At 45.1% G+C, this 26,740-nt stretch carries 29 protein-coding genes, 1 tRNA gene, 2 rRNA genes and 1 other annotated feature; of the genes, 27 read left to right on the forward strand and 5 right to left on the reverse strand.

Annotation, left to right across the window (positions count from 1 at the left end; genetic code table 11):
• The 5 genes from BM049_RS11110 to BM049_RS11130 all read left to right on the forward strand — a co-directional run.
• A 23S ribosomal RNA gene (locus BM049_RS11110) occupies positions 1–91 on the forward strand; the annotation flags it as partial.
• A 115-nt stretch (positions 92–206) separates the two neighbouring features.
• Positions 207–322: ribosomal RNA gene (gene rrf / locus BM049_RS11115) — 5S ribosomal RNA — on the forward strand.
• A 30-nt stretch (positions 323–352) separates the two neighbouring features.
• Positions 353–425, forward strand: a tRNA-Asn gene (locus BM049_RS11120).
• A 73-nt stretch (positions 426–498) separates the two neighbouring features.
• Positions 499–1,422: an ABC transporter ATP-binding protein gene (locus BM049_RS11125; protein ID WP_091531731.1), complete on the forward strand. Its 924-nt coding sequence runs from the start codon at positions 499–501 to the stop codon at positions 1,420–1,422.
• Positions 1,415–2,212: an ABC transporter permease gene (locus tag BM049_RS11130; RefSeq protein ID WP_091531733.1), complete on the forward strand. Its 798-nt coding sequence runs from the start codon at positions 1,415–1,417 to the stop codon at positions 2,210–2,212. Before BM049_RS11125 ends, BM049_RS11130 begins: the two co-directional genes overlap by 8 nt.
• Positions 2,213–2,364: 152 nt before the next feature.
• Here BM049_RS11130 and BM049_RS11135 read toward each other — a convergent pair whose 3' ends face one another.
• The 3 genes from BM049_RS11135 to BM049_RS11145 form a co-directional block, all read right to left on the reverse strand.
• Positions 2,365–2,664, reverse strand: a complete 300-nt coding sequence (locus tag BM049_RS11135; protein WP_091531736.1) for a HesB/YadR/YfhF family protein — start codon at positions 2,662–2,664, stop codon at positions 2,365–2,367.
• A gap of 72 nt (positions 2,665–2,736) precedes the next feature.
• The gene (locus tag BM049_RS11140; protein ID WP_091531737.1) at positions 2,737–3,852 is read right to left on the reverse strand and encodes an NADH-dependent flavin oxidoreductase; all 1,116 of its coding nucleotides are present in this window, start codon (positions 3,850–3,852) and stop codon (positions 2,737–2,739) included.
• A 214-nt stretch (positions 3,853–4,066) separates the two neighbouring features.
• Entirely contained in the window at positions 4,067–4,807 is a 741-nt protein-coding gene (locus BM049_RS11145; protein ID WP_091531740.1) for an SDR family NAD(P)-dependent oxidoreductase, read from the reverse strand.
• Between the two features lie 343 nt (positions 4,808–5,150).
• Here BM049_RS11145 and BM049_RS11150 point away from each other — a divergent pair, with 343 nt between their 5' ends.
• From BM049_RS11150 to BM049_RS11200, 11 genes are all read left to right on the forward strand, one after another.
• Positions 5,151–6,257 carry an ABC transporter ATP-binding protein gene (locus tag BM049_RS11150; RefSeq protein WP_091531741.1) on the forward strand — a complete coding sequence of 369 codons (1,107 nt, stop codon included), beginning with the start codon at positions 5,151–5,153 and terminating at the stop codon, positions 6,255–6,257.
• A gap of 184 nt (positions 6,258–6,441) precedes the next feature.
• A complete protein-coding gene (locus BM049_RS11155) occupies positions 6,442–6,939 on the forward strand; it encodes a dCTP deaminase/dUTPase family protein (RefSeq protein WP_091531786.1) in 498 nt (165 codons plus the stop codon).
• Positions 6,940–7,054: 115 nt separating this feature from the next.
• The gene (gene radA, locus BM049_RS11160; protein ID WP_091531743.1) at positions 7,055–8,425 is read left to right on the forward strand and encodes a DNA repair protein RadA; all 1,371 of its coding nucleotides are present in this window, start codon (positions 7,055–7,057) and stop codon (positions 8,423–8,425) included.
• A gap of 89 nt (positions 8,426–8,514) precedes the next feature.
• Entirely contained in the window at positions 8,515–9,630 is a 1,116-nt protein-coding gene (locus BM049_RS11165) for a PIN/TRAM domain-containing protein (protein WP_091531744.1), read from the forward strand.
• Positions 9,623–10,321 (forward strand): 2-C-methyl-D-erythritol 4-phosphate cytidylyltransferase, encoded by a 699-nt coding sequence (gene ispD, locus BM049_RS11170; protein ID WP_177188708.1) that lies wholly within the window; start codon positions 9,623–9,625, stop codon positions 10,319–10,321. The genes BM049_RS11165 and ispD overlap by 8 nt, the downstream gene beginning before the upstream one ends.
• Positions 10,322–10,438: 117 nt before the next feature.
• A complete protein-coding gene (gene gltX / locus BM049_RS11175) occupies positions 10,439–11,917 on the forward strand; it encodes a glutamate--tRNA ligase (RefSeq protein ID WP_091531750.1) in 1,479 nt (492 codons plus the stop codon).
• A gap of 138 nt (positions 11,918–12,055) precedes the next feature.
• The gene (cysS, locus tag BM049_RS11180; RefSeq protein ID WP_091531752.1) at positions 12,056–13,465 is read left to right on the forward strand and encodes a cysteine--tRNA ligase; all 1,410 of its coding nucleotides are present in this window, start codon (positions 12,056–12,058) and stop codon (positions 13,463–13,465) included.
• 1 nt (position 13,466) lies between these two features.
• Positions 13,467–13,874 (forward strand): Mini-ribonuclease 3, encoded by a 408-nt coding sequence (locus tag BM049_RS11185; RefSeq protein ID WP_091531754.1) that lies wholly within the window; start codon positions 13,467–13,469, stop codon positions 13,872–13,874.
• 17 nt (positions 13,875–13,891) lie between these two features.
• Complete coding sequence (gene rlmB / locus BM049_RS11190) at positions 13,892–14,692, forward strand: 23S rRNA (guanosine(2251)-2'-O)-methyltransferase RlmB (protein ID WP_091531757.1); 801 nt, start codon at positions 13,892–13,894, stop codon at positions 14,690–14,692.
• 33 nt (positions 14,693–14,725) lie between these two features.
• Entirely contained in the window at positions 14,726–15,259 is a 534-nt protein-coding gene (locus tag BM049_RS11195) for an NYN domain-containing protein (RefSeq protein WP_091531759.1), read from the forward strand.
• Between the two features lie 216 nt (positions 15,260–15,475).
• Positions 15,476–16,099 carry a sigma-70 family RNA polymerase sigma factor gene (locus tag BM049_RS11200; protein WP_091531762.1) on the forward strand — a complete coding sequence of 208 codons (624 nt, stop codon included), beginning with the start codon at positions 15,476–15,478 and terminating at the stop codon, positions 16,097–16,099.
• An 87-nt stretch (positions 16,100–16,186) separates the two neighbouring features.
• Here the strand turns inward: BM049_RS11200 and BM049_RS11205 are convergent, their stop codons facing one another.
• Positions 16,187–16,762: a Gx transporter family protein gene (locus tag BM049_RS11205; protein ID WP_091531764.1), complete on the reverse strand. Its 576-nt coding sequence runs from the start codon at positions 16,760–16,762 to the stop codon at positions 16,187–16,189.
• A gap of 177 nt (positions 16,763–16,939) precedes the next feature.
• Between BM049_RS11205 and BM049_RS11210 the strand changes: the two genes are divergently transcribed.
• The 11 genes from BM049_RS11210 (at position 16,940) to BM049_RS11260 (ending at position 25,168) form a co-directional block, all read left to right on the forward strand.
• On the forward strand, positions 16,940–17,998 hold the full coding sequence (locus BM049_RS11210) for an FAD:protein FMN transferase (protein WP_091531766.1): 1,059 nt from the start codon (positions 16,940–16,942) through the stop codon (positions 17,996–17,998).
• Positions 17,999–18,094: 96 nt separating this feature from the next.
• On the forward strand, positions 18,095–18,244 hold the full coding sequence (gene rpmG / locus BM049_RS11215) for a 50S ribosomal protein L33 (protein ID WP_091489333.1): 150 nt from the start codon (positions 18,095–18,097) through the stop codon (positions 18,242–18,244).
• 1 nt (position 18,245) lies between these two features.
• Positions 18,246–18,455, forward strand: a complete 210-nt coding sequence (secE, locus tag BM049_RS11220) for a preprotein translocase subunit SecE (RefSeq protein ID WP_342741350.1) — start codon at positions 18,246–18,248, stop codon at positions 18,453–18,455.
• 139 nt (positions 18,456–18,594) lie between these two features.
• Entirely contained in the window at positions 18,595–19,146 is a 552-nt protein-coding gene (gene nusG, locus BM049_RS11225) for a transcription termination/antitermination protein NusG (protein WP_091531768.1), read from the forward strand.
• Between the two features lie 149 nt (positions 19,147–19,295).
• Positions 19,296–19,721: a 50S ribosomal protein L11 gene (gene rplK, locus BM049_RS11230; RefSeq protein WP_091489330.1), complete on the forward strand. Its 426-nt coding sequence runs from the start codon at positions 19,296–19,298 to the stop codon at positions 19,719–19,721.
• 148 nt (positions 19,722–19,869) lie between these two features.
• Positions 19,870–20,565: a 50S ribosomal protein L1 gene (gene rplA / locus BM049_RS11235; protein WP_091531770.1), complete on the forward strand. Its 696-nt coding sequence runs from the start codon at positions 19,870–19,872 to the stop codon at positions 20,563–20,565.
• 106 nt (positions 20,566–20,671) lie between these two features.
• Positions 20,672–20,803 (forward strand) — a sequence feature (ribosomal protein L10 leader region).
• A gap of 65 nt (positions 20,804–20,868) precedes the next feature.
• Complete coding sequence (rplJ, locus tag BM049_RS11240; protein WP_091531772.1) at positions 20,869–21,375, forward strand: 50S ribosomal protein L10; 507 nt, start codon at positions 20,869–20,871, stop codon at positions 21,373–21,375.
• 88 nt (positions 21,376–21,463) lie between these two features.
• Entirely contained in the window at positions 21,464–21,829 is a 366-nt protein-coding gene (rplL, locus tag BM049_RS11245) for a 50S ribosomal protein L7/L12 (protein ID WP_091531774.1), read from the forward strand.
• Between the two features lie 457 nt (positions 21,830–22,286).
• On the forward strand, positions 22,287–23,483 hold the full coding sequence (locus BM049_RS11250; protein WP_091531776.1) for an FtsW/RodA/SpoVE family cell cycle protein: 1,197 nt from the start codon (positions 22,287–22,289) through the stop codon (positions 23,481–23,483).
• A 24-nt stretch (positions 23,484–23,507) separates the two neighbouring features.
• A complete protein-coding gene (locus tag BM049_RS11255) occupies positions 23,508–24,668 on the forward strand; it encodes an FtsW/RodA/SpoVE family cell cycle protein (protein WP_091531779.1) in 1,161 nt (386 codons plus the stop codon).
• A gap of 11 nt (positions 24,669–24,679) precedes the next feature.
• Positions 24,680–25,168: an LURP-one-related/scramblase family protein gene (locus BM049_RS11260; protein ID WP_177188709.1), complete on the forward strand. Its 489-nt coding sequence runs from the start codon at positions 24,680–24,682 to the stop codon at positions 25,166–25,168.
• Positions 25,169–25,323: 155 nt separating this feature from the next.
• Here BM049_RS11260 and BM049_RS11265 read toward each other — a convergent pair whose 3' ends face one another.
• A complete protein-coding gene (locus tag BM049_RS11265) occupies positions 25,324–26,553 on the reverse strand; it encodes an MFS transporter (RefSeq protein WP_091531783.1) in 1,230 nt (409 codons plus the stop codon).
• Between the last annotated feature and the right edge of the window lie 187 nt (positions 26,554–26,740).

The following is a 26,740-nucleotide window of genomic DNA, read 5'->3' on the forward strand; positions in this document are numbered from 1 at the left end:
CCCCTGAAAGATGATCAGGTAGATAGGCTGGAAGTGGAAGCATAGTGATATGTGGAGCGGACCAGTACTAATCGGTCGAGGACTTAACCACCAAAGGTGGCTTAAGGGTAAGATGCGGTGTTGTAGAAAAACGTTGTGTGTACGTAAAATCAACTGTCTAGTTTTGAGAGAACAGAGTTCTCAAAAAATAAAAAGAAGAGTCACTGTGCGGTGACGATGGCGGGAAGGACCCACCTGTTCCCATTCCGAACACAGCCGTTAAGCTTCCCAGCGCCGAGGATAGTGAAGGGTTTCCCTTTGTGAAAGCAGGACGTTGCCGTGCAGCTCTTTTTTTTTATATAATACTTACCATTCCGCAATAGCTCAGCTGGTAGAGCGCATGACTGTTAATCATGATGTCGCAGGTTCGAGCCCTGCTTGCGGAGTTTTTTTGTATCTTTTTTTATGGAAATAGAGTAGTATATTCTTATCAGAATAAGAGAAAATGAGTGGATAAATATGCATGCAATCAAGATAAGAAATTTAGAGAAATCTTTTGATGGCCAGACCAGAGTCCTTAAGAAAATTAATCTCAGTATTCCAGAAGGCGAAATATTTGGCTTCCTAGGACCAAATGGATCCGGGAAGACAACGACAGTGAGAATATTGAATGGACTTCTTTCCATGTCTTCTGGTCATGCAGAAATTCTGAACAATTCAGTGGCAGAAAACCCAGAGGCTGTGCATCGTTTGTGTGGGGTTATGACAGAAACGGCACATAGCTATAGGCACTTGACTACGGAGCAGAATTTACGGTTTTTCGGTAGTATGCATGAAATGGAAGAGTCACTGTTGAGTGAACGAATAGAGTACTTGATCAGTAGGCTAGAATTGAGGGAAGTGCGTGAGAAAAAGGTACAGGCGTTAAGTACCGGCATGAAGAAAAGAATGTCACTGGCGATTGCTTTGATCCATGATCCAAAAGTTTTATTCCTGGATGAGCCGACTTCCGGGTTAGATCCGGAAAGTGCACGTAATGTAACCCGTTTGATCAAGAACCTGGCCACTGAAAATAAAGTAACTATTTTTCTCTGCACCCATCAGTTAAAATATGCTGAAGAGATATGTTCGCTCTATGGATTTATACATGAAGGGGAGCTTCTTGGTTTTGGAACATTTGACGAATTAGCTGCCTTAAAGCAAGCTCGCGTACAGCTGACAATTAGAGGGAAATCGATCCCTTCCAATCTAGGTTTTGTTCAAAGTCGAGACGAAGTATATACTAAACACGTTTCAGATGACGATGAAGCCGGTGCCATGATAACTGCCATTGTTGAAAGTGGTGGAAAGATTTTTGAAGCGAAGCAGCAGAAGTGGACATTGGAAGAACTTTACTTCATGTTTATAAAAAATTCCTTCAGTGAGGAGGAACAGGATGAATAAGAGTGAACAAGCACTTATAATAAAAGATGTGCAGGAACTGTTGAGTAATAAGCAGGTCTTACTGCCGATGATCATTGTCCCATTGCTTTTTGTCGTTATCCTGCCTTCTGTATTATTAGTTGGTGCTCAATACGTAACTGACATGGATTCGAATGTGTTTACGGATATCGAACCTCTTCTAGAACAGCTCCAATTTGACGCGGCAGCTTATACTCCTGCTCAACTTTTAATCAAGATCACGGTTGATTTTCTTTTTCCACCATTCTTCCTTATCATCTCTATATTAAGCTCGAGCGTTATGGGCGCAAGCAGTTTTGTTGGTGAAAAAGAACATCATACCATGGAAAGTCTTTTCTACACGCCCATCTCCATGGAACGACTACTGCGTGCAAAGATATTAGGTGTTTTTCTGCCTTCTTTTATCGTCACTCTGTTGTCATTTCTAATCTTTGCAGTCATCATTAATGTCGGCGGCCTAGTATATTTTGATCACTTGATTTTTCCGACGGTTCAGTGGCTGCTGATTGTCGGTTGGCTGTCACCTGCACTTAGTATGCTGTCGCTTGTCTTTACAGCTCTTGTTTCAGCGAAAGCGAACAGTTTTCAGGGTGCCCAGCAAATCAGCGGTTTACTGGTACTCCCTGTCATCCTGCTACTGGTTGGACAAACATCCGGCCTGTTTTTGCTGAATGACTTTTTGCTGATTGTGATAGGAAGTTTAATGTTCCTTGTAGCTTTTTTCCTGATCAAACAAGTGTCTAAAAGATTTAGTCCGGAAAAACTGATTTAAGCAATTGATGGGGTAAACGCTAAAGACTCCCCCATGGCTGTTGTGACAGTCATGGGGGAGTCTTTTTGTCAGACGGCATAAAAAAAGAGTAGAAAGATTCTACTCTCAAAATGGTGGACTGATTGCTCGTAAACTAAAAAGTGTAATCGGAGCTATTCATTGCTGTCAAAATGATAGACCGGCTCGTCTTTCTTTTCATCGTAATCAACGACTAAATTATATCTGCTGAAAAACCAGTCATCTTCTGTACCGGCATAGTAGGTGACTCCGTTGATTTCTGTTTTTCCCAGGACATCGTCGTCTGGCTGCTCGACGCTCATGCCTACTGAAAATCCATCATGTACTTCCGTCTTTCCGTATGTTTTACCAAAAAAACGAACGGCATCCCCGGAACCCAGTGCCATTTCATCCTCAAACCATTTAACTGCTTTATCTGTTACTGTGATGTTCATAATCAAAATCCTTTCTTCATGCTTCTATATTTAGAATACCATTTATTTGTACGTGGAGCATAAGTTCATTACTTATTCACGGATCGGAATCCAGTTAGGAATCGAAATGAGCGTATTCCATAAAGGATCAGGGATATGATAAGTCGGTTTTTCAGATATCTTCAAAGTGGTTTGAATCGACTTTTCATCGTTGTTCTCGACTTTTTGAACCCATTGAGGGTCCATGATCAATTGTTTCCCCAGTGCGATCAACTGTGAATAGTCCAATGCTTTTTCAGCATCAGCCGGCGTTTTAATGGCGCCTACACTTATGAGAGGTACTCTGTTATTGATATGTCTGCCGATCTTATAGGGGACCTGTTCTTTATAGTTACGAAAGCCGACTAAAGAAGGCTGATAGTAATAGTTGACAGAAAGATGAAGGTAATCAATGTGTTCATTGATCAGAGCATCGACGAGATAAAGTGTATCTTCCAGTCTTATCCCCGGTATTTCAACTTCTTCTGGAGAAAAACGGTACCCTAAAAGGAATGGTCTGTCGGTGTGTTCTTCGATGATAGACTGACAGTGTCTGACGACCTCCAAAGGAAAGGTCAGCCTCTTCTCCATCGATCCGCCCCACTTGTCCGTTCGCTGATTTGAATGGGGTGAAAAGAACTGCTGAAGCAGATACGTATTCGCTCCATGCAGTTCCACGCCATCGAACCCCGCCTCTATGGCTCTTCTTACAGCGGAGCCAAACTGATGGATGAGGATGTTTATTCCCCCGCCAGTGAGTTCTTTTGGTGTGTCCGCCCATTTTCTTTCTGCGCGCACAGGGGAGGGAGATATCGGTTGTCTTCCACCATTAAATTTACGCTGGCTCATTCGTCCACCATGATAGATCTGGAGGATCGCTTTAGCCCCTTGAAGCTTTATTACTTGAGCCACCTTGCTTAATCCCTCGATATGGCTGTCTTTGGCAACGCTCATGCCGTTAGGAAAAGCTTGCCCTTCAGATGAGATATAGGCACAGGCTGTGATCACTGCGCCAGGGCCGTTCGATCGTACCAGGTAATAGATGAGCTCGTCATCGGTGACATCGCCTTCTGTGGTACTTGAACTCGTCGTCATAGGCGCCATCAGCACTCTATTTTTTAATGTCAGTCCTTTTTTAATAGTAAAAGGTTCCAAAAAAGTATAAGTCATTTAATTCCTCTCCGGCTTATATCCCTTAAATAATCAGGGAAGGTCGATATAGTGATTTGTTTTACTGTATAAAAGTAAGTCGCTCTCCTTATTTTATAGGGAATGACGGGTGTTGTCAACGAAGCGGAAGCTATGAAAGGAACACATAAAAGAACCGTCGAACAGCATGTATTATAGCTGTTCGACGGCTCTTTTGTTGACTGGTTATTCGATATTATAAAGCAGTGTAGCCACCATCGACTAATAAGGTGATCCCTGTTACAAATTCATTTTCTGCAATGAATACTGCAGCGTGCGCGATCTCTTCAGGCTGGCCTAGTCGGCCGATAGGATGTTTGTCAACCAGGTTATCGTAGTATTCGCCTAGTGCTTCTCGATTGACCATTCCAGTTTCTACATAACCAGGGGCAATAGCGGCACAGCGGATATTGTCTTTGGCATACTGTAAAGCCAGGGATTTGGTCATCATGACTACAGCACCTTTAGATGCATTGTAAGCGAAGGCTGTAGGTTCTCCAACGACGCCTAAAATCGAAGCGGTATTGATCACGACCCCGCCGCCGTTTTCACGCATTTTTCTGACTGCATGTTTAGAACCGAAGAACACACCGTCCTGATTGATTTTAATCACTTTAGAGTAATCTTCATAAGAGAGCTCATGGGTCTCGCCTTGAGCACCGATACCTGCATTATTGAATATGATATCTAGCGAACCGAATTTTTCGACGGCTTCATTGACTAGCGACTCTACTTCTTCTTCTTTGGAGACGTCTGCTTTGATGAAGATGACCTCGCCTTTATCCTTCAGACGGTCCACGTGTTTTTCGCCGGATTCTACATCGTAATCACTCAGGACAACTTTACAGCCTTTTTCCAGAAATGCCTCGACAGTTGCTAAACCGATGCCTGAAGCTCCACCGGTAACGACAGCGACTTTACCTTTTAGTTCATTCATCCTCTGCACTCCTTTTCTTGTTTTTTCACAATATCATTATACAATACCCGCTTATTTTTTCAACAGTAAGCCCTTACATTTATAATATGTCAGGGTTTTTCCAAATGTTTATAGATCTTGCAGCAATTGTGAAACTTGTGGGCGATGCCCGTTCTGACTGTTCTGTCCGTTAAATAGGCAGTCGTCAAGTCTTTGTCAACGTGCACAAAACCTTTCCGCCATTTTTGTGCACGTTTACATAGGAATGCTAAAACGTTTTCACTATAATAAGTATTGTCAACTAAACAATGATCGATTTAAAAAGCAGGATCATAAACTCAAAAGAAGAAGGGAATTTTTACTTATGGTAGAAATGGCAATGAAAAATATTTACAAACGTTATGACAACTCTGATGACTTCGCAGTATCTGATTTCGATATGCGCGTGAAAGACCGTGAATTTATCGTCTTCGTTGGGCCATCAGGTTGTGGTAAATCAACCACGCTTCGTATGATCGCCGGACTGGAAGAAATCACCGACGGGGAATTATGGATCGGTGACACAATGATGAATGACGTGGCCCCTAAAGACCGTGATATCGCGATGGTATTCCAGAACTACGCGTTATATCCACACATGACTGTGTTTGACAACATGGCTTTCGGATTGAAACTGCGTAAGTATAAAAAAGATGAAATTAAAAAACGTGTTGAAAATGCTGCAGATATCTTAGGATTGACAGAATTGTTAGACCGTAAACCAGCTGCTTTATCTGGTGGACAGCGTCAGCGTGTTGCTTTAGGACGTGCGATCGTTCGTGATGCTAAAGTATTCCTGATGGATGAGCCGCTATCAAACTTGGATGCTAAACTGCGTGTAGCCATGCGTGCTGAAATTGCTAAACTGCATCGCCGTTTGAACACAACATCTATTTACGTCACACATGATCAGACAGAAGCGATGACAATGGCCGACCGTATCGTTATCTTGAAAGACGGTTTCGTCCAGCAGATCGGTACACCTAAAGAAGTGTATGACTTCCCAGTCAACGTATTTGTCGGTGGATTTATCGGATCCCCAGCCATGAACTTCTTTGATGTCACACTTGAAGGCAACCGTATCAGCAACCACGATGGTTTAGATATCGAAGTGCCTGAAGGAAAAATGAAATTATTGCGTGATAAAGGATACGGTGACGGATCAGAATTGGTCTTTGGTATTCGTCCTGAAGACATCAAGAGTGAACAAGTTGCTTTGGATTCTTTCCCTAAATCAGTCGTAAGATCAAAAGTTACCGTTTCTGAGCTCTTAGGTGCTGAAACCATGCTTTATTCACAAGTCGGAAGCACTGAATATATTGCACGTGTTGATGCGCGTGACTATCACCAACCGGGTGAAGACGTCGATTTGGCCTTCGATATGGGCAAATCACACTTCTTCGACCCAGAAACAACTAACGTTATCCGTTAATTTGAGATATCCTGAGTTGTAATAGAATAGCCCCCTTTTTTCCTCTCTGGTATACACCGTATACTCAGAGAGGTTTTTTATTTTCCTCATTTATGTTAAGCCTGATTTAGTGTAAAATGGAAGTATTATAGTGTACATTGAAAGGGGAGTTTGATCTGCGCGACGGGTTTGTGCAGAGCACATGATGGAAAAAGTCAGAGGATTTGAAATTGTATCAAAATATAAGGGCGCAGGCCTCGGATTACCCAAACGGGCGACGAAAGGATCAGCCGGTTATGATCTAACGGCTGCAGTAGATGTAGTGGTTCCTTCCGTATTCAAGTCATTGAGGGACAAAGGGAACGAGGGAACGAACCCTATGGGGTCAAGCCTTATCCCGACAGGAGTCAAAGCTTATATGCCGGAGAATGAGTACCTGCTTTTAGCGAACCGGTCAAGCAATCCGATGAAACGGCAGCTGGCTGTGCCAAACGGTATCGGAGTCATTGATTCTGACTACTACGGTAATGAAGGGAACGAAGGCGAGATCTTTGTTCAAATCATCAATTATGGACTGGAAGATGTGACCATTTCTAAAGGAGAACGCATCGCTCAGGGGATTTTTTCGAGATATGAAGTTGTGGACGAAGAAGACCATCCTGTTGATAAGCGGATCGGCGGATTCGGTTCATCTGGAAGGTAAGGAAGAAAAGCAAACCGGTCTGATCATGGTGGAAGTCTGAACTAAAAGTGTTGAACATGCTACGCGTAAGTGTGACATCTTTTACTTCAACATACTAACTAAAGGAGTTTAAGAATTGGCGAAAAAGAAAGCAACTGTATTTGTCTGTCAAAACTGTGGATATGAATCTCCAAAGTATTTAGGTAAATGTCCAAGCTGCGGTACATGGAACCAGATGGTGGAAGAAAAACTGCCGGATAAATCGGACAGTCGAAGCCGGGTGACCATGTCTGGGAAAGCATCCAAGGCAGAACCCATCACTGATATAACCATAGAAAAAGAAGAACGGGTCAAAACCAGGATGGTCGAGTTCAACCGAGTCCTTGGAGGAGGCGTCGTTCCCGGCTCACTTGTTCTGATCGGTGGAGATCCCGGCATAGGGAAATCCACCCTGCTCCTTCAGGTGTCTGCACAGTTGAACCAGCAGGGCGGGAAAGTCCTCTACGTTTCTGGTGAGGAAAGTGCTGCTCAGATAAAAATGAGGGCGGAGCGGCTGGAACTTCGAGGAACCGACTTTTATTTATATGCGGAGACCGAAGTGACGGCCATTCAGGAAACGATCGAAACGCTGAAACCGGATTATGTCATCATCGACTCGATCCAGACGATGCACCATGCCAATATCGACAGTGCTTCCGGGAGTGTCTCTCAGGTTAGGGAATCCACATCGACATTGATGCAGATAGCAAAGATGAACGAAATCGCAATTTTCATCGTGGGTCATGTGACCAAAGAAGGTGCGATCGCCGGTCCGAGGATGCTGGAACATATGGTGGATACGGTGCTTTATTTTGAAGGCGAACAGCACCATACCTTCCGGATCCTGAGAGCTGTCAAGAACCGGTTTGGGTCAACGAATGAAATAGGGATCTTCGAGATGAAGAACGGCGGCCTGGAGGAAGTCCTGAACCCGTCACAACTCTTTCTGGAAGAGCGGCTGGCGGGAGCAACAGGCTCAGCCGTGGTCGCTGCAATGGAAGGCACACGACCGATGCTGGTTGAGATCCAGTCACTGATATCGCCAACCGTTTTCGGCAATGCCAAACGGACATCCAGCGGTCTCGATTATTCACGTGTGTCTCTGATCATGGCCGTTCTTGAAAAAAGGGCCGGCCTCCTGCTGCAGAATCAGGATGCTTATCTTAAAGCTGCAGGTGGGGTACGTCTGGATGAACCGGCAATCGATTTATCGATCGCCATCAGTATTGCATCCAGTTATAAAGAGAAAGAAACCAGAGCCACTGACTGTTTTATTGGTGAAATCGGTCTGACTGGTGAGATCAGAAGTGTTTCTAAAATCGAGCAGCGGGTGAAAGAAGCGGACAAACTGGGATTCAAGCGTGTCTTTATTCCTAAAAACAATAAAGAGGGATGGGCCATGCCAAAAAATATAGAAGTCATTGGATGCACCACGTTGACTGAGGTGATCAAACGGGCTTTTTCTTAGTGAAAAAGCCGGATTTATTCGTATTTATAACTAAGCTTGGTATACTGATAAGTGATCAGTAATAAACGATTATGAAAAGGAGGGAGTTAATGGTAACGAAATTGATACTGCTCACGTTTACTTTAGTTGGTGGCAGTTTAGGCTATAATGTCTTCCCGGACTTGATTGCAAACTGGGAGGATGCGCCAAACTGGCTTTTACATCCGATTATTGGAATGGCTTTAGGAGCAGTCATATTTTACCTGGTATCATTGACAGCGGTAAAACCGATTGAAAAAGCTATCGGTAAAGTGGAAAAGGTATTCAGTGAAATGAGTATCGCTTATCTCATGTTCGGGAGCATTGGTGCGATTATTGGACTTATTCTTGCTTTATTATTTAGTTATGGTTTGAATGCTCTGAGCATTATATTCATAAGCGATGTGTTTCCATTCATCTTAACGGTAGCCCTTGCCTATGGCGGGTTCCAGCTGGGGACGTCGCGAAGAGAAGAGATCAGACGCCTCTTTACACCTAAAATCACTGAGCAGGAGAACAGTGATGTGTTAGAAAGAAAAGAAGGCGACACCTTTCGTAAATACAAAGTGCTGGACACGAGTACCATCATTGACGGGCGTATCCTTGATGTCGTCAGAACTGGCTTTCTTGAAGGGGTCCTAGTCGTTTCGCACTATGTACTCAAAGAACTACAGTATATCGCAGATTCGTCGGACAGCCTGAAAAGGGTGCGTGGACGCCGCGGACTGGATATTTTAAATGCCCTGCAGAAAGAAAAGGGTATTGCCCTTGAGATGGATGACAGTGACATTCCAGAGACAGAAGAAGTCGACTTGAAACTCGTTCATTTAGCTAAAAAACTGGACGGTATGGTCATCACCAATGACTTCAACCTGAACAAAGTAGCTGAGTTCCAGAATGTCCCTGTGCTGAATATCAACGAATTAGCCAATGCCGTCAAACCCGTTGTCATACCTGGAGAGGAAATGCGGGTCATGATCGTGAAGCACGGGACCGAGCGCAGCCAGGGTGTGGCGTATCTCGATGATGGCACGATGGTCGTTGTAGAGGAAGGCAAGCATTATGTGAATAAAATGGTTGATGTTGTCGTGACCAGTTCGCTGCAGACCAATGCGGGACGGATGATCTTTGCCAAGCTGAGCAGTGATCAGAAATCGCTGGATCACAGGAAAGATGCCAATGGCTGAGTCATATGAGGTCATCCTTCTGGCTGCCGGTTCGGCAAGGCGTTTCGCTCATCCGGAAAAGCTCAATAAAATCCTGGTTCCGCTGGCAGACCGCCCGGTGTTTGATTATTCTTTCCGGCTGTTCAATGCGGATATCAGCTGCCTGAAAATATGGTTTGTCGTCAATCCTGCCGATCAGGACCTTATACAAGAACAGCTGACCGCTATGTATAAAGTGATGCCTGAAAAAATAGAATGGGTCATCGGGGGGAGAGAAAGACAGGACAGTGTTTCCCGGGCCCTGGCTCAGATGACCTGCACAGATCAGAGGAAGGTCATGATCCATGATGCGGCCCGGCCGTTTGTGACAAACGAGCTGTTAGAAGCTCTGATCCAGGCGGGAAAAGAGTCCCTTGCTGTCACCTTAGGCATACCGGCCAAAGATTCGATGAAAATCGTGAGAGACGGGAGGGTCCACTGCTCGCTCTATCGCCCGGAAGTCTGGCATATACAGACACCGCAGCTGTTTGACTGCAAGGTGCTGAGACAGGCAGTTGATCAGGCAGAGACAGAACATTTTTACGGCAATGAAGAAACTGAGCTCGTCGAGCGTGCAGGTTATCCTGTCAAAGTCATCCAAGGGTCAGACCATAATTTTAAGCTGACCACAGCCTTTGACTATCAGGTGGCCCGGATGCTTAAGGAAACGTGAGACCGCTCACCCGGCATTTACTGGTTCTAGTGGAAGATTCTGCGGAATAATGGTAAGTTAATACTACTGCGACAATGAAAAAATATGTGAAAGTAAAACACTAAGGAGCGTTCAATTATGACAGAAAAAGTTCGTGTACGTTACGCACCGAGTCCGACTGGACATTTACACATCGGAAATGCGCGTACGGCGTTGTTCAATTATTTATTTGCCCGTCATCACGGCGGAGATTTCATCATCCGTATCGAAGATACCGATCAGAAAAGACATGTAGAAACTGGAGAAACGAGCCAGTTGAACAATCTTAAATGGTTAGGCATCGACTGGGATGAAAGTTCTGATGTAGGCGGACCATACGGCCCTTACCGTCAGTCCGAACGTAAAGACATCTATGACCCCCTGGTGGACCAGCTTTTAGCCAGCAATAATGCTTATAAGTGTTACTGCACAAGTGAAGAACTGGAAGCTGAACGTGAAGCACAGCGCGCCCGAGGCGAAATGCCTCATTACAGCGGGAAATGTGCCAATCTTTCTGCAGCTGAACAGAAAGCCAAACAGGAAGAAGGCATCACTCCGGTCATCCGCTTCCGTATCCCTAAAGGAACCACCTATACGTTCGATGATATGGTCAAAGGGAACATTTCTTTTGAATCCGATTCGATCGGCGGCGACTGGGTCATCCGTAAGCGTGACGGCATGCCGACTTATAACTTTGCCGTAACGGTCGATGATCATTACATGAAGATCTCACACGTGTTGAGAGGCGATGACCATATCGCCAACACGCCTAAGCAGATGATGATCTACGATGCCTTTGGCTGGAAAGCGCCGCGTTTCGGACACATGACACTGATCATCAATGCTGAAACAGGTAAGAAATTAAGCAAGCGTGATGAGACGATCCTGCAGTTTATCGAACAGTATCGTGAACTGGGCTACATGCCGGAGGCCTTGTTCAACTTCATCACCCTGCTGGGCTGGTCGCCTGTCGGGGAAGACGAATTGTTCTCCAAAGAGGAATTCATTGAGATGTTCGATCACAACCGTCTGGGTACATCACCTGCCGCTTTTGATGCAAGCAAACTGGAATGGATCAGCAATCAGTACATGAAAAACATGGATACAGATGAGCTGACCTTAAGAGCGATCCCGCATTTAGTTGAAGCGGGTTATGTCGAAGCCAATCCTTCAGGAGAAAAGAGTGAATGGATCAAAAAGCTGATCGGACTGTATCAGGAACAAATGAGCTATGCGGCACAGATCACGCAGCTTGCCGGTCTGTTCTTTGAAGATACACTGGACTGGTCAGAAGGGGCACAGGACGTGTTGAAAGGCGAAACCGTACCGACTGTGCTGGAGTCCTTCACTGAACAGCTGAAGACAGTTGAACCGTTTGAAGCAGGCGAGATCAAAAAAGCGATCAAGGCTGTTCAGAAGGAAACAGGCATCAAGGGCAAAAATCTCTTCATGCCTATTCGTGTGGCTGTTTCGGGTCAGGAACACGGTCCTCAGCTGAACGATACAATTGAATTACTGGGAAGAGAAAAAGCGATCGCCAATATCAATAAAGCACAAGACTTGATCAAATCCTTTTAAGGCATAAACTGTTAAGAAAGGCCATGAAGCCATGCAACCCGAACTTTCTTTCAAACCGGTTGTGTGGCTTTTCTTTTTGAGGGCTTCTGATCAGTCAGAAGGCCGGAACTACTTTACAGAAGAAGGGAGTCGCGCAAGATGATACACATTTACAACACCCTGACACGAAAAAAAGAAACCTTCGTTCCTTTGGAAGAAGGCAAAGTGAAAATGTATGTCTGTGGGCCGACGGTCTATAACTACATTCATATCGGGAATGCCAGAAGTACCGTTGCGTTCGATACCGTACGGCGCTATTTTACTTATAGGGGTTACGAGGTCGATTACGTCTCCAACTTCACAGACGTGGATGACAAGATCATCCGGGCCGCGAAAGAGCTCGGTCAGACGGCGCCGGAAGTGGCAGACACGTTCATTGAAGCTTTCTATGCGGACACACTGGCGCTGGAAGTGAAAAAACCGACCCACGCACCGCGAGTCATGGAGAATATCCCGGATATCATCACCTTCGTTGAAGCACTTATAGACAGTGGCTATGCTTATGAAGCGGAGGGTGACGTGTATTACCGTACCCGCCGCTTCGAAAAGTACGGGAACCTCAGCAGGATTTCCCTGGATGATCTGGAACTGGGTGCAAGCAACCGGATAGGTGGTGAGACGGATAAAAAAGAGGACCCGCTGGACTTTGCTTTATGGAAAGCAGCCAAGGAAGGCGAAATCAGCTGGGATTCACCGTGGGGCAAAGGCAGACCGGGCTGGCACATCGAGTGTTCCGTGATGGCAACGAAATATCTGGGGGATACCATCGATATCCACGCCGGAGGTCAGGACCTGGCCTTCCCGCATCACGAGAACGAAATTGCCCAGACAGAAGCAAAGACTCACAAGACCTTTGCGAATTACTGGATGCACAACGGTTTTGTCACGATGAACGAAGAGAAGATGTCCAAGTCCATCGGGAATGTGGTCCTGGTGAAAGATCTGCGTGAAAAGCATGACCCCAAAGCCCTGCGTTTCTTCATGTCGACTGCTCACTATCGCCGTCCGATCAATTATTCTCTGGATGCCATAGAAGAAGCCAAAACGAATTTAAACCGCATCGAAACCTCTTATTTCAATGCTTCTCGTCGTCTGGAACAGTCAGAGGCAGCGCTTGACTCAGACAGTGAAAAGCTGGACCAGCTGGAGGCATTTAAAGCGGCATTCATCCGGCACATGGATGATGACTTCCAGACGCAAAACGGTATTACCGTCGTCTATGATGTGGTGCGGTTCCTTAACCGTTACCTTGAAGAAGCGGAAGTTTCAAGAGTCGTTTTAGAGTTTGCCATGCAGCTGATCGAAGAATTCATGTATGTCTTTGGGATAACGATCGAAGCGACGAATGATCTTTTGGATGATGCCATAGAAAGACTGATCGAAGAGCGGGAAGCAGCCCGAAAAGAACGCCGATTCCAGCGGGCCGATGAAATCAGGGACTTGCTGAAGGAGAAAAATATTATTTTAGAAGATACGCCTCAGGGTGTGCGCTGGAAACGGGGAGAATAGAATGAAGCGAACGGTCGATCCGAAACAGCTGAATGGTCTGGCGCTCGCTTATATGGGCGATGCCGTATATGAACAGGCGATAAGAGAACACCTTATTTATTCCGGTAAAACCAAACCGAACCGGCTGCACGTCTCTGCGACTGGCTATGTTTCGGCAAAAGCCCAAGCTTACCTGATAGAAAAAATGACTGAAGAACTGCTGCTGACCGATGAAGAAAGGGATTACTATAAACGCGGGCGCAATGCCAAGAGTTATTCCAAAGCCAAGAATGCCGATTCAAAGACCTACAGTCAGTCCACGGGGTTTGAAGCGCTGATCGGTTTTCTCTATTTGACTGGTAAAGCAGACCGTCTGCAGGAGCTGATCAGCTGGTGTATTGAAAAAATCGAAGCCATCGAAAAACTGTAAAGAGAGGAGACGTCAACATGGCAATAAAAAAACGAAACAACAATGAGAAACCCAAAAATGACCGAAACGACTCGGCCATTACTGAAGATGAAATGGTGTACGGCAGAAACCCGGTCCTGGAGACCCTCCGTTCCGAAAGAGATGTCAATAAACTCTTCGTTCAGGACGGTCTGACTGACAACAAGATCAATAAAGTGGTCAGTGAAGCGAAAAAACGCAAGGTCCAGCTGTCCTTTGTGCCAAAAACAAAACTGGACCATCTATCTGACGGCGGCAATCATCAGGGGCTCGTTTTAGCAGCAAGCCCGGTGAACTATGCGACTATCGAAGACCTGTTTAATAAAGCTGAAGAAAAAGATGAACCGCCTTTCTTCCTGCTGCTGGACGGGATCGAAGACCCGCATAACCTGGGATCGATCCTGAGATCTGCCGATGCCAGCGGGGTACATGGGGTCATCATCCCTAAACGCCGCGCGGTAGGGTTGACTTCTACCGTAGCGAAAGCGTCTGCCGGGGCAATCGAACATGTCCTGGTCGCCCGTGTCACCAACATGGCACAGACCATCGACGAACTGAAAGACCGTGGTCTCTGGATCTTCGGTACCGATATGCAAGGCAAGGATTACCGTTACTGGGATGTCGAGTCACCAGTCGGCTTGGTCATCGGCAGCGAAGGCAAAGGCGTGTCTCGCCTGGTAAAAGAAAAAGTGGATGAGACCCTGTCGATCCCGATGGTCGGGGATGTCCAGAGCCTGAACGCCGGTGTGGCTTCAGGACTTCTGATGTACGAAGTGTTCAGAAAAAGAAATCCCTTGTAAAAAGTACACCATGAATGGGAAAGGAGGGGGGAAGTGAAAAAGGAACTGCTGTACGTGGATGGCTACAATATGATCGGGGCCTGGCCTGAACTGGTCAAGCTCAAGCGGCTGGATAAAATGGCGGATGCCAGAGACCAACTGCTGCATGAGCTGTCAAACTACGCCAAGTATGAAGGCATCGAGATACGTATCGTGTTCGATGCCCAGCTGGTCCCGGGCATCGCTCAGCGCTATAACAAGTACGAGGTCTCAGTCATCTTTACGAGTGAAGGGGAGACCGCTGACAGTTACATTGAAAAAGCAGTCGGTGACGAGAACCTCCTGGTCACACACGTCCAGGTCGCCACCTCGGATCTGGCAGAACAGTGGCTGATTTTCCAAAGAGGAGCCACCAGAAAGTCCGCCAACGAACTCTATAAAGACGTCAAGCGGACAAAGAAGAACATCGCCCTGGACAGTACCCTGTACCGGATGCAGAACCGGTCACGGAACTCCCCCCTGAAAGATAAAGATCTGAAGAATTTACAGACGTTATATTACGATATGGTGAAAAAAAAGGATAAGTGAATAGAGTGTAGAGCATGCGTATAGTGGCAGTTTATGTCAGTTATAGGCATGTTTTATATATTTATTAGAATACACTCACAATCAAAAGAAAAATAATGACTTTTCAATTTAAATGTAAGTATAATTAAATGAAACGCTTTCAAAGAATACAACGGCATATCTATAAATGGACTGTTCTGTTATTGTTCCTAACAATAAACAGAAGGAGAAGAAAGGATGCAGCTATATACAGAAAAAGAAGTGAGGAGCAAGGAGAAAGTATATAAAGATATAAGTGATCCAATCGTTGATAGTCTGATCATAGAGATTCAGTCAGGAGATGCTTCACTTTTTCCAGATCTTCTGGAGCGGAGCGAAGTGCTGCTGCGAAAGGCCACGTACCGGCGCTTTATCAAAGGTTATGAACGGGATGATTTATATCAGGAAGCATGCTTGATTTTAGTGGAAGCTGTAGAAAAATATGAACCAGATAGAGGGATGAGCTTTAATCAGTATGTCTGCTTGTGTCTGGATAATCACTTCAATCGGTTGATCAGGAAGAGTAATGCCATAAAAAGAAAATCATTTAAAGAGTCTTTATCGCTGGAAAGCATTCTGGAGGAGAACGGCTATCAGCTGGCTGGTCCCGCCAAAACCCTTCAACCAGAAGATAAACCCATAGTTAATGAAACGATGGAAGAATACATAAAATATCTGTCTTCTTTCGAGAAAGACGTATGTCTATACTGCTTTTTAGGGCACTCTTATGAAAAAATCGCTGAAGATTTGGGGTGTACAAGAGAAAAAGTTATGAATGCCAAACACCGCTGTACTGAAAAGTATCGCAAGCATTTTATGTGAAGGCTAAAAATAGAGCAAGCGTTTATAAATACGTATTCATTGAATAGTTTCTGTCCAAACAAAAAAAGCCCTGAGAGGCTTTTTTGTTTACCGTGACAAGCTCTCATTCAGCTTTTTTCTGAATTCAGGGCTTTTTTTTTCATCATTCTGCTGGCGGAAGCGCTGGATGGTGGAGACTTTTTCCATCAAGAAGTTGGCAGCGATCCCGATGGCGATCCCAGACAGGATCCCCATTGAAGATAAAACCGGGAGATACAAAAGTACTGTCCAGGTCTGGGCGATGGAACTGGCCACGATGAGCTGTCCCAGATTATGGAGGATACCTCCAGTCGCGCTGACCCCGATGATGCTGACGCGTTTTCCACCGGCGAACTTGACAAACAGCATGCCGAAGTAACTGAGTAGGGCGCCGGCTGTACTGTACAGGAAGGTCGAAAGTGTTCCGCCGAGCAGGGTGGTCATCAACAGGCGCATCCACACCACTTTGAAACTATCTTTAAAAGGCAGGGTGTAGATAGCGACGATAATTATTAAGTTGGCTATCCCGAGCTTTGCCCCGGGGGCGAAAGCAAACGGGAAGGGGATGCTGCGTTCGACCAGACCCAAAATGACGGCCTGAGCTGAAAGCAGCGATATATAAATCATTCTTTGTGTGCGGTTCATAGGGAAAATCCTTTTCTACTAGGCTTAGTTGTAATAGTTATAGTTTGCCACAAATGGAGCCAGTTAGCTATCATCATTAAAAAATTATTATACCAGAACTTATCTTGTGAAAACATAGACAGGATAGCACTTTTGTTGTAATATGTACAGAGAAAATGAATGGGAAGGATAATGAGAATGAAAAAGCGCAGTAAACTGGCTTTAGCTTTAATGAGTATCCCTTTAACTACAATGTTCTTAACAGCTTGTGACGAAGAGGACCCAAGAGGACTGGCTGAGACCCCGATCGATCGAACAGAATTTCTCCTGGGAACAGTGGCTAATATAAAAGTATTTAATGAAAATGAAGAAGAGGCTATGGACCTGGCATTTGAACGGGTCACAGAACTGGACGAATGGTTCGCGATGCAGAAAGAAGATTCAGAGATTGCTGAAGTCAACCGTCAGGCCGGCATTGCCCCCGTCGAAGTGTCGGAAGAAGTCTTTCACGTCATGGAACGCGCCCTCTACTATGCAGAAGAATCGGGCGGAACATTCGACCCGACCATCGGTGCCGTGACGAGTCTCTGGAACATCGGACAGGAAGATGCAGCCGTTCCTGAACAGGAAGAACTGGATGAGGTTCTGGATGTTGTAGACTATAACCTGGTGGAACTGGATGAAGAGAATCAGACGATTTTTCTGGAAGAGGAAGGCATGAAGGTCGATTTGGGTGCGATCGCTAAAGGGTATATCACCGATGAAGCGGCCCGTGTCTTAGTGGACGAAGGCGTCAATACGGCCATCATTGATCTTGGCGGCGACATTGTACTCGTCGGTAACAGTACCCGCGGCGAAGATTCTCCGTGGCGCGTAGGGATACAGAACCCCTACGGTGAACGCGGTGAGATCCTCGGCATGGTCAATCTGGCAGATAAGGCCATCGTGACCTCAGGCATCTATGAGCGTAACATTGAAGAAGACGGAAAATCGTATCACCATTTGATGAACCCGGAAACAGGCTTTCCGTTTGAAAACAACCTTTCCGGCATCAGTATCATTGCAGACAATGCCATGGATGCCGATGCCATCGCGAACATCGCCTTTTCCAAAGGGGTGGAAGACGGCCTTGAGTATATCAATGGTATGGACGGCGTCGATGTCATCTACGTGACGAAAGACAAGGAAGTCTATGCGTCTGATAATATCATCGATGATGTGGAAATCACCGACGACTCCTTCGAAATAATAGAATAGACTGATTTGACAGGCTTTGGTATAGATGGTAAAGTTAATAGGATACTGGTCAACTTACACATCTGAATAGTGAACACAAGAAGCGAGGAAAAAATAATGAAGAAAAAATTAGCATTAGCTTGTACAGAGTGCGGATCACGCAACTACACGAAAGACGTAGGCGACAAAGTCCGTACAGAACGTCTTGAAATCAAAAAGTATTGCCGTTACTGCAAAAAACATACCCTGCATAGGGAGACAAAATAATATGAATGAAGTGAAAGTGGAAGGAGCAGCCCGCATGAGTAAAGTTAAGACATTCTTAGGCGAAGTAAAACACGAGATGAAAGAAACGACCTGGCCGACAAAAGAAGCTATGCGTAAAAATACGCTGACTGTATTCGGAGTCATGGCATTCTTTGGTGTTTTCTTTTACGCCGTCGACTCTGTCATTACCTTTTTATTGAATTTAGTATGACAAAACACAAAATCAGTAGAATTTACTAGACCTTCGTGCTATACTACAGTACGAGAACCGATGAAAAACCTTCTCTTTCACAGTGTGTAAAGAAGGTTTTTTTAGTACAAAAAATAAGACTTTAAAAAAGGAGTCCACAATGGAAGAATTAGAGAGTTCAAAAGCGTGGTACGTGCTGCAGACGTATTCAGGCTATGAAAACAAGGTGAAACAAAACCTGGAATCACGTGCACAGAGTATGAAGATGGAAGATAATATTCTGCAGGTGCTGATACCGGAAGAAGAAAAAACCACTGAAAAAGACGGCAAGGCCAAAACCGAGATGGAAAAAACATTCCCGGGTTATGTCTTAGTGGAAATGATCATGTCAGATGAAGCCTGGTACATCGTCAGAAACACACCGGGCGTGACCGGTTTTGTCGGCTCACACGGTGCAGGCAGCAAACCGTCTCCGCTTCTGCCGGATGAAGTGGATCAGATCCTCCGCAGCATGGGAATCAATCCGCGCAAAGTGGAAATGGACCTTGAAATCGGTGAACGTATCCAGATCACCGATGGCGCCTTTGCCGGCATGGAAGGGAATGTTACCGCTCTTGAAACCGAAAAAGGTAAAATCAAAGCATCGATCGAAATGTTCGGGAGAGAAACCACAGCGGAACTGGATTACAATCAGATCTCAAAAATCGATTAAATAACACCTTGCATTCTTAATTAAAATATGGTAATATTTATCAGTGCGCCTTATACACTTCCGTAGTATGAGGTGTAGTAACATAGTGGGAGAGGAAAATTGAAACCTCATTTAACCACTCACGGACACAAATCAAGGAGGTATGTCTCGTGGCAAAAAAAGTAGTCAATGTCGTGAAATTGCAAATACCTGCAGGGAAAGCTAACCCGGCACCCCCAGTAGGACCTGCATTAGGACAAGCTCAAGTAAACATTATGGGATTCTGTAAAGAGTTTAACGCTCGTACAGCTGACCAGGCAGGGATGATCATTCCTGTAGTTATTTCTGTTTATGAAGACCGTTCATTCACATTTATCACTAAAACACCACCTGCAGCAGTATTGCTTAAAAAAGCAGCTGGCGTTGAGTCTGGTTCAGGCGAACCAAACACTAAAAAAGTGGCAACTGTAACAAGCGATCAAGTAAGAGAAATTGCTGAAACAAAAATGGAAGACCTAAACGCAGCTAGTGTTGAAGCAGCAATGCGCATGGTCGAAGGTACAGCTCGCAGTATGGGATTCACTGTCAAAGGTTAATTTGACGATCATATGGCTTGCTGACTCCGCATCCAGTCATGCGAGGCAACTCGACATGATCACCAATGGCAGCTGACTGATCAGTCCATTGCGTGCGGAGATCAAGTGGGAGGTCAAACCGCTAACACCACAATAAGGAGGAAAAATAATGGCGAAAAAGAGTAAAAAATTCTTAGCTGCTTTGGAAAAAGTGGACAGAGAAAACAAATACGATGCAACTGAAGCATTAGAATTAGTTAAAGAAATCGACTACGCTAATTTCGACGCAAGTGTTGAAGTAGCTTACAGACTTGGTGTCGATCCTAAACAAGCAGACCAGCAGCTGCGTGGCGCAATGGTATTGCCGCACGGTACTGGTAAATCTCAGACAGTGGTTGTTTTCGCAAAAGGCGATGCTGCTAAAGCTGCTGAAGAAGCAGGCGCAGACTTCGTGGGCGACAGCGATCTTGTAGAAAAAGTTCAAGGTGGATGGTTAGACTTCGACGTCGTCGTTGCTGCACCAGACATGATGGCTGAAGTAGGTAAATTGGGCCGCGTCTTAGGACCTAAAGGCTTAATGCCTAACCCTAAAACAGGTACAGTTACACCAGATGTAGCTAAAGCTGTTAACGACATCAAAGCCGGTCAAGTCACTTACCGTGTCGACCGTCAGTCAAATGTACACGTGCCGATCGGTAAAGTATCATTTGAAACTGAAAAACTTAAAGAGAACTTAGCTGCATTACACGATGTTATCGTAAAAGCTAAACCAGCTAGCTCTAAAGGTGTTTACATCAAAAACATGGCAGTGGCAAGCACATTCGGCCCTGGCGTTAAAGTAGACCCAACAACAGTTATGAAATAAAAAAAGTTAAACTTTCTCTTGACCTGCAGAGTATAGCTTGCTATACTTATGCAGGTTAAGGAAATAACTTAAATTAAATATGCATTGATGAATGATGGTGATAGGATTCTATTACCGGATAATACCGAAGACAGTATGTGGCTCACGCCTTAATATCATACCGAGGATACATGTGATTACATTAATCAACTATGATCCCTCTATGTCTACGGTGACATGGGGTTTTTTTATGCGATAAATCCTTTCGGGGAGGTAAGCGTGAAGAGAAATCCTCATTTCAATCGATCAGGAGGTGAAACATCAATGAGTAAAGCAAATGTCATTGCAAAAAAAGAAGAAATCGTCAATGATATTACCAAGAAATTTCAAGACGCAGAAGCTGTCGTAGTCGTTGACTACCGTGGTTTAACAGTAGAACAAGTCACTGAATTACGTAAACAGTTACGTGAAGCAGGAATTGAAATGCGCGTATTGAAAAACACTATGCTTCGTCGTGCTGCAGAAGCAGCTGATTTGTCAGATTTAGTAGATGTCTTCAAAGGACCTACTGCTGTCGCGTTCAGTAACGAAGAAGTGGTTGCCCCTGCAAAAATTATTGCAGAATTCGCTAAAGATGCAGAAGCTTTAGAAATCAAAGGTGGCGTATTGGAAGGTAAAGTTGCAAGTGTTGAACAAATCAACAAAATTGCTACACTACCAAACCGCGAAGGCCTGCTTTCAATGCTGCTGTCTGTACTTCAGGCACCTGTTCGAAACACAGCCTTGGCAATCAAAGCTGTTGCAGAGAAAAAAGAAGAAGAAGCTGCGTAAAGCAGTCGATTCAACTGACTTGCTGCTATACAGTGGTATGGCAAGCTGAAACTAAACTAATTTAAATTACAAATGGAGGAAAACAAAAATGGCATTAGATATTGAAAAAATCATTGCTGACTTGAAAGAGTCAACTGTCGTAGAATTAAACGACTTAGTAAGTGCGATCGAAGAAGAATTCGGCGTAGAAGCTGCAGCACCAGTTGCAGCAGCAGGAGCTGGCGCAGCTGCAGAAGCAGAACAAACAGAATTTACTGTTGAATTAACAAGCGCAGGTTCAGCAAAAATCAAAGTTATCAAAGCGGTTCGTGAAGCTACAGGTCTTGGCTTGAAAGAAGCTAAAGCATTAGTAGACGGCGCACCAGCACCAGTTAAAGAAAATGTTTCTAAAGAAGAAGCAGAAGAATTGAAAGCTAAATTAGAAGAAGCTGGCGCTTCAGTAGAAGTTAAATAATTTAATTTAACTTAAACACATTGAATCCCTTTGCTGTAAAGAGTATCTTTATAGCAAAGGGATTTTTTTGTGAAAACAAAAGTGGTTATCTTTACCTGCAGCGGCAGTGTCTAGCGGCTCGAACCTGCCCCCGTGCAAAAAAGATGACTGTACCCAGCTACGTAAGAGCGCCTCGCATACTATGCTTGTAAGTAGCTGAAGCCACAACAATCATGGCATAACCTGCTGAAGCAGGAAGTCATCGGGCAAACTATGCACGAAACATGCTAGTTTCACAGCAATTTTTCGCAGGGGGCCAAGGCGGGTTCGATCCGCTTTTCTTTTTTTGTTCTACACTTTTGTGTCAATTTCGTTATAACATATGAATCAGCCTGAATATCTGATAAAATGTGTCATTGAATGGGGTTCTCCCCAATGCTTACCAGAATCGATGTTTACTTAAGAAAGGAAGAAATAAATGAATGATGATAAATATCCTCAACGTATAGACTATGGCATTATTTTATCAGTGATGCTGCTGGCTATCATCAGTATCGCATCGCTCTATTCAACGACCGTACTGATCCAAGATGCTTCGCTGGGAATGACGGTGAGACAAATCATGTGGTATGGATTGGGAACGATAGCTGTGTTGGTGCTGATGCAGTTTGATTCAGAACAGTTATGGAAAATGACGACCTATTTATATATTCTAGGGATCATTGTTCTGATACTAACGCTTCTGATTTATGACCGGAACCTGGCGATGCGCACCGGAGGGAAGTCCTGGATCCGTTTGGGACCTCTGGGAACGATCCAGCCGTCGGAGTTTGTCAAGATCCCCTACATCCTCATGCTGGCCAAAGCAGTGACGAAGCATAACAGCACGTATAAGGTCAGAGATTATTCGAGTGACTTTGTTCTTATAGGCAAGCTGATGCTGTATGCGTCCCCGCCCATCCTCCTCGTGTTTATGCAGAACGACTTGGGTACAGGCCTGGTGTATATCGCTATCCTGATTGGTGTCGTACTGCTTTCGGGCATCAAGTGGCAGATCCTGCTGCCTATATTTCTGGTCGTTTCGACCATAGGCGTTACACTCATTCTGCTTGCTGTTTACAATCCCGACTTTCTTTTGAACACAGGTCTTTTCAGTCCGTATCAGTTTGCCCGGATCAATACCTGGCTCCGACCGCATGAGGGGTCGACAGATGCGACCTATCAGGTCACACAAGCTTTCAAGTCGATTGGATCAGGCGGTGTGTTCGGTAAAGGGTTTGGTGCAAGTGAGGTGTATGTCCCAGTAAGAGAATCCGATATGATTTTCGCTACGATTGGTGAAAACTTCGGGTTTGCCGGTGGATCGTTCCTGATCTTCACATACTTTGTTCTGGTTTATCACATGATAAAAGTCGTGTATGATACGAAAAACGAGTTTTATGCATATATTGCGACGGGCGTGATCATGATGATCGCCTTTCACGTGCTGGAAAATATCGGAATGAATATCGGGCTGTTGCCTGTTACAGGTATCCCGCTGCCCTTTGTTTCTCAGGGAGGGTCTTCTCTCTTGGGGAATATGATGGGGATCGGACTGATCATGTCTATGCGCTACCATCATAAATCCTATTTCTTCTCAGGCGAAGGGGAAGATTTTTACCCGGGAACGTCTTAGAATGTGCAGGAGAGGAATGATACGATGTTAAGAAACAGATTGAAATTTGTAGATAAATTTTTAGTGCTGCCTTATCTCATGCTGACACTGTTCAGTATCATCATGATCTACAGTGCGAGCAGTTACAGTGCGCTGAATATGTACGGCAATCCGCACCACTACCTGCCGAGACAAGCTGTTTTTGTCGGAATGTCTTATTTTCTGTTCACAGTCGCCCTGTTTTTTCCGCTTCAGATCATGCGGAAGAAAAAGTTTGTCATGTTCGGGACGGCCCTGACCTTTGCTTCGCTTGTCTTTCTGCTCTTCTTCGGAAGAGAGATTTATGGCGCAAAGCGGTGGATCGAAACGCCGTTTATCAATATCCAGCCTGCTGAATTCACGAAATTCATGGTCATCTGGTATCTGGCTTATATTCTGTCTAAAAAACAGAGACTGATCAATGAGGACTTCTTCAAGGCGATCGTTGCGCCTTTGATATTAGTCATTGGCATCGTCCTGTCCATCTATATCCAGCCTGATACTGGTTCTTCGTTCATCATCGTGATCATCGCGGCCATCATGATCTTCGCGAGCGGTGTGTCACCTAAATTGGGTGTAGGTTTTGGACTGGTCGGAGTCGGCAGTCTGATTGGGCTCACGCAGCTGATTCGAACGTTTGGTACCGATCTGTTTTTCCTTGATGAATACCGGTACAACCGTTTCTTAGGTTTCTGGGATCCCTTCGAACTGGCGGAAGGTGCCGGCCTGCAGCTGGTCAATTCCTACTACGCCTTGAGTCGCGGTGGTTTGTTCGGTGTAGGTTTTGGTAACAGCGTTCAGAAGACCGGGTACCTCCCTTTCCCGTATACTGATTTTATCGTATCGATCATCGGTGAAGAGTTTGGCTTGCTGGGGATTTTCATCCTGCTGTCCCTCTTTTCCATGATGGTGTCGCGCATGATACTGACGGCCATCCGCTCAAAAAATGCCTTTAGTTCTCTGCTCAGCATTGGGGTGGCCTCCATGTTCCTGATCCAGTCGATGATCAATCTGATGGGGGTAGTGGGCCTGATGCCCATTACAGGTGTCACTTTCCCGTTCATCAGTTATGGCGGGTCAAGCCTGATGGTGCTTTCGGTCTCGTTAGGTCTGGTCGCCAATGTTTCTGCCCGTGTCAATTATCAGCGCGCTCAATTACAATTATAGGAGGAATGTCTATGCGTTTATATATCAAACAGAAAGTCTGGTCTTTTAAAGACCGTTTTTCGATCAAGGATGAAAGCGAACGAGATGTGTACCAGGTAGAGAGTGAACTCTTTTCGTTTGCCAAGAAACTGAGACTGTTTAACACTGACAATGAAGAAGAGCTATATATCGAGCAGTCTCTGTGGAAGTTCCTGCCGGAATATCACCTGTATCAGTATGGCGAAAAAGTCGCAACGGTCAAAAAAGATTTTGCTCTCTTGAAGAACAATTTCACGATTTTTGGCCGGGACTGGCATATCGAAGGCTCTGTGATGGCACACGATTACGTCATCAAAGACGGCAGCAAAGTGATTGCTGAGATCAGCAAGAAATGGTTGTCCTGGGGAGATACTTATGAAATAAACATTTATGACAGCTCATCTGTACATATTCTCCTTGGGATCGTGATCGTTATCGATGCTGTGAATGCCCAGGCAGCAGCCGGCAATGCAGCAACTTGACCCAGTAGATGTAATGAGGTGGGAATCCACTCATACCTCAGGGGAGTAAAACAAACGGAAATAAAAAAGAGGAAAGGGCACTGATTGTCCTTTCCTCTTTTTTTTAAAAGCTGTGACAGGAATAAAGGTGCATGTCCGTAGGTATGCCTGGAGCTTCAAGTATGCTTTGGCGTATGCTTTTGAGCTATGAAAAGCAGCGGGATATTGACCGCGATGAAAACTAGAGCGATCGTGAAAGCCAGGGCATAAGAGCCGGTAAAGTCATAGGCATAGCCGACGAGTGTCATCGATAAGGCGGCACCGATCCCTGCTGAAAAAGAGAGGATCGGATAGATCCGGACATACAATTCCTTGCCGAAAAATTCGGTCGTTAATAACGGCAACGCCACAGCGGGGATCGTAAAGACCGTGCCGAACAAGAAGGCAGAAAAGATGAGCAAGTACGTGTTTGATAGCGTCAGCAGCATGCTGATGCTGACAGCCGTTAGTACCAGCATAATAACACTGGCTTTAACGATACCGAGCCTGTCGCTTAACGAGCCGATAATGAGCTTGAATGTGATATTGCCGATCATAACAGCAGACAACAGAATACCGCCTACTTGTTCAGACAGGAAATTGGATTCTGCGTAACCGGGCAAGTGCTGGGATATGCCTGCAATAGATGTATGTGTGAAAGCAATGACGAAAATCAGTATGAAAGCTATGTTCGTATATGAGAAGTTGGTCCAGTTGGGCTGCTTGATCAGGCGCTGGTTGGCTTCCTCTGTTTCATCGTAGCCGTAAGGAAGCAGGTCTTCATCTTTAGGGTCCAGTTCATAGTGATAAAGGATGGCCGGCAAGGCAAGTGCGATCATGACCAGACCCATCACGATAAAGGAATATTCCCAACCCAAGGCGTTGATCAAGGCTGTGAAAACAGGGGAGAAAAGGGCACCGGCTATACCGGTGGAACCAAAGGAGAGGCTCATGGCAAACCCTTTTTTCTTTTCAAACCAGTTGTTTATGATCATCGATAAAGGGATCATGGCATACAGACCCGCACCGATCCCCCGAATGATCCCAAGAATATAAAAGACCCACAGCTGAGTCGTGAAGGCCATTGCCATGGTAGAGAAGGAAGCAAGAGTCACGCCGGTGGTCAATACCTTTTTCCAGCCGTAACGGTAAAGCAGCGGAGTAAAGAACAAAGAGATCACGGCTAAAGCAACAGAAGCCAGTGTGGCATGAAGGGCGAACGACCCGCGATAGATGTTCAGGTCCTGTGCAACCGGTGTGTAGAAGACGCCGATCACGTTCATTGTGATGCCGACTGCACTGGCGGACATCCCGCAGGCGATCGCAAGCACCAGCCAGTGTTTCAACGTTCTTGATGGATCATTCATTATGTGTAACCTCTTTCAGATCATAGTAAATCTAGTATACAAGTCCCCCCTCATCTAAGTAAAGGATAATTGTTAAAAAACACGACGTTTAAACTATGTGTAAAATTAATGTCGGAAGTGAAAAAGGTCGACCTAGACAAAAAGAAAGAAGACCCTTAATCTAGAGATAACGACAACGCTAGAGAAA

It is taken from the genome of Alkalibacterium subtropicum (assembly GCF_900112455.1).
Taxonomy (GTDB): Bacteria; Bacillota; Bacilli; order Lactobacillales; family Carnobacteriaceae_A; genus Alkalibacterium; species Alkalibacterium subtropicum.

Bases quoted from the DNA above. Each gene is read 5' to 3' on its own strand.
- rplA (WP_091531770.1), top strand. From the start codon at position 19,870: ATGGCGAAAAAGAGTAAAAAATTCTTAGCTGCTTTGGAAAAAGTGGAC.
- rpmG (WP_091489333.1), top strand. From the start codon at position 18,095: ATGAAGAAAAAATTAGCATTAGCTTGTACAGAGTGCGGATCACGCAAC.
- BM049_RS11210 (WP_091531766.1), top strand. From the start codon at position 16,940: ATGAAAAAGCGCAGTAAACTGGCTTTAGCTTTAATGAGTATCCCTTTA.
- nusG (WP_091531768.1), top strand. From the start codon at position 18,595: ATGGAAGAATTAGAGAGTTCAAAAGCGTGGTACGTGCTGCAGACGTAT.
- ispD (WP_177188708.1), top strand. From the start codon at position 9,623: ATGGCTGAGTCATATGAGGTCATCCTTCTGGCTGCCGGTTCGGCAAGG.
- BM049_RS11135 (WP_091531736.1), bottom strand. From the start codon at position 2,664: ATGAACATCACAGTAACAGATAAAGCAGTTAAATGGTTTGAGGATGAA.
- BM049_RS11255 (WP_091531779.1), top strand. From the start codon at position 23,508: ATGTTAAGAAACAGATTGAAATTTGTAGATAAATTTTTAGTGCTGCCT.
- BM049_RS11140 (WP_091531737.1), bottom strand. From the start codon at position 3,852: ATGACTTATACTTTTTTGGAACCTTTTACTATTAAAAAAGGACTGACA.
- BM049_RS11250 (WP_091531776.1), top strand. From the start codon at position 22,287: ATGAATGATGATAAATATCCTCAACGTATAGACTATGGCATTATTTTA.
- cysS (WP_091531752.1), top strand. From the start codon at position 12,056: ATGATACACATTTACAACACCCTGACACGAAAAAAAGAAACCTTCGTT.
- gltX (WP_091531750.1), top strand. From the start codon at position 10,439: ATGACAGAAAAAGTTCGTGTACGTTACGCACCGAGTCCGACTGGACAT.
- BM049_RS11165 (WP_091531744.1), top strand. From the start codon at position 8,515: ATGGTAACGAAATTGATACTGCTCACGTTTACTTTAGTTGGTGGCAGT.
- BM049_RS11205 (WP_091531764.1), bottom strand. From the start codon at position 16,762: ATGAACCGCACACAAAGAATGATTTATATATCGCTGCTTTCAGCTCAG.
- BM049_RS11200 (WP_091531762.1), top strand. From the start codon at position 15,476: ATGCAGCTATATACAGAAAAAGAAGTGAGGAGCAAGGAGAAAGTATAT.
- BM049_RS11185 (WP_091531754.1), top strand. From the start codon at position 13,467: ATGAAGCGAACGGTCGATCCGAAACAGCTGAATGGTCTGGCGCTCGCT.
- rlmB (WP_091531757.1), top strand. From the start codon at position 13,892: ATGGCAATAAAAAAACGAAACAACAATGAGAAACCCAAAAATGACCGA.
- BM049_RS11265 (WP_091531783.1), bottom strand. From the start codon at position 26,553: ATGAATGATCCATCAAGAACGTTGAAACACTGGCTGGTGCTTGCGATC.
- BM049_RS11260 (WP_177188709.1), top strand. From the start codon at position 24,680: ATGCGTTTATATATCAAACAGAAAGTCTGGTCTTTTAAAGACCGTTTT.
- secE (WP_342741350.1), top strand. From the start codon at position 18,246: ATGAATGAAGTGAAAGTGGAAGGAGCAGCCCGCATGAGTAAAGTTAAG.
- BM049_RS11145 (WP_091531740.1), bottom strand. From the start codon at position 4,807: ATGAATGAACTAAAAGGTAAAGTCGCTGTCGTTACCGGTGGAGCTTCA.
- BM049_RS11125 (WP_091531731.1), top strand. From the start codon at position 499: ATGCATGCAATCAAGATAAGAAATTTAGAGAAATCTTTTGATGGCCAG.
- BM049_RS11155 (WP_091531786.1), top strand. From the start codon at position 6,442: ATGGAAAAAGTCAGAGGATTTGAAATTGTATCAAAATATAAGGGCGCA.
- rplL (WP_091531774.1), top strand. From the start codon at position 21,464: ATGGCATTAGATATTGAAAAAATCATTGCTGACTTGAAAGAGTCAACT.
- BM049_RS11130 (WP_091531733.1), top strand. From the start codon at position 1,415: ATGAATAAGAGTGAACAAGCACTTATAATAAAAGATGTGCAGGAACTG.
- BM049_RS11150 (WP_091531741.1), top strand. From the start codon at position 5,151: ATGGTAGAAATGGCAATGAAAAATATTTACAAACGTTATGACAACTCT.
- rplJ (WP_091531772.1), top strand. From the start codon at position 20,869: ATGAGTAAAGCAAATGTCATTGCAAAAAAAGAAGAAATCGTCAATGAT.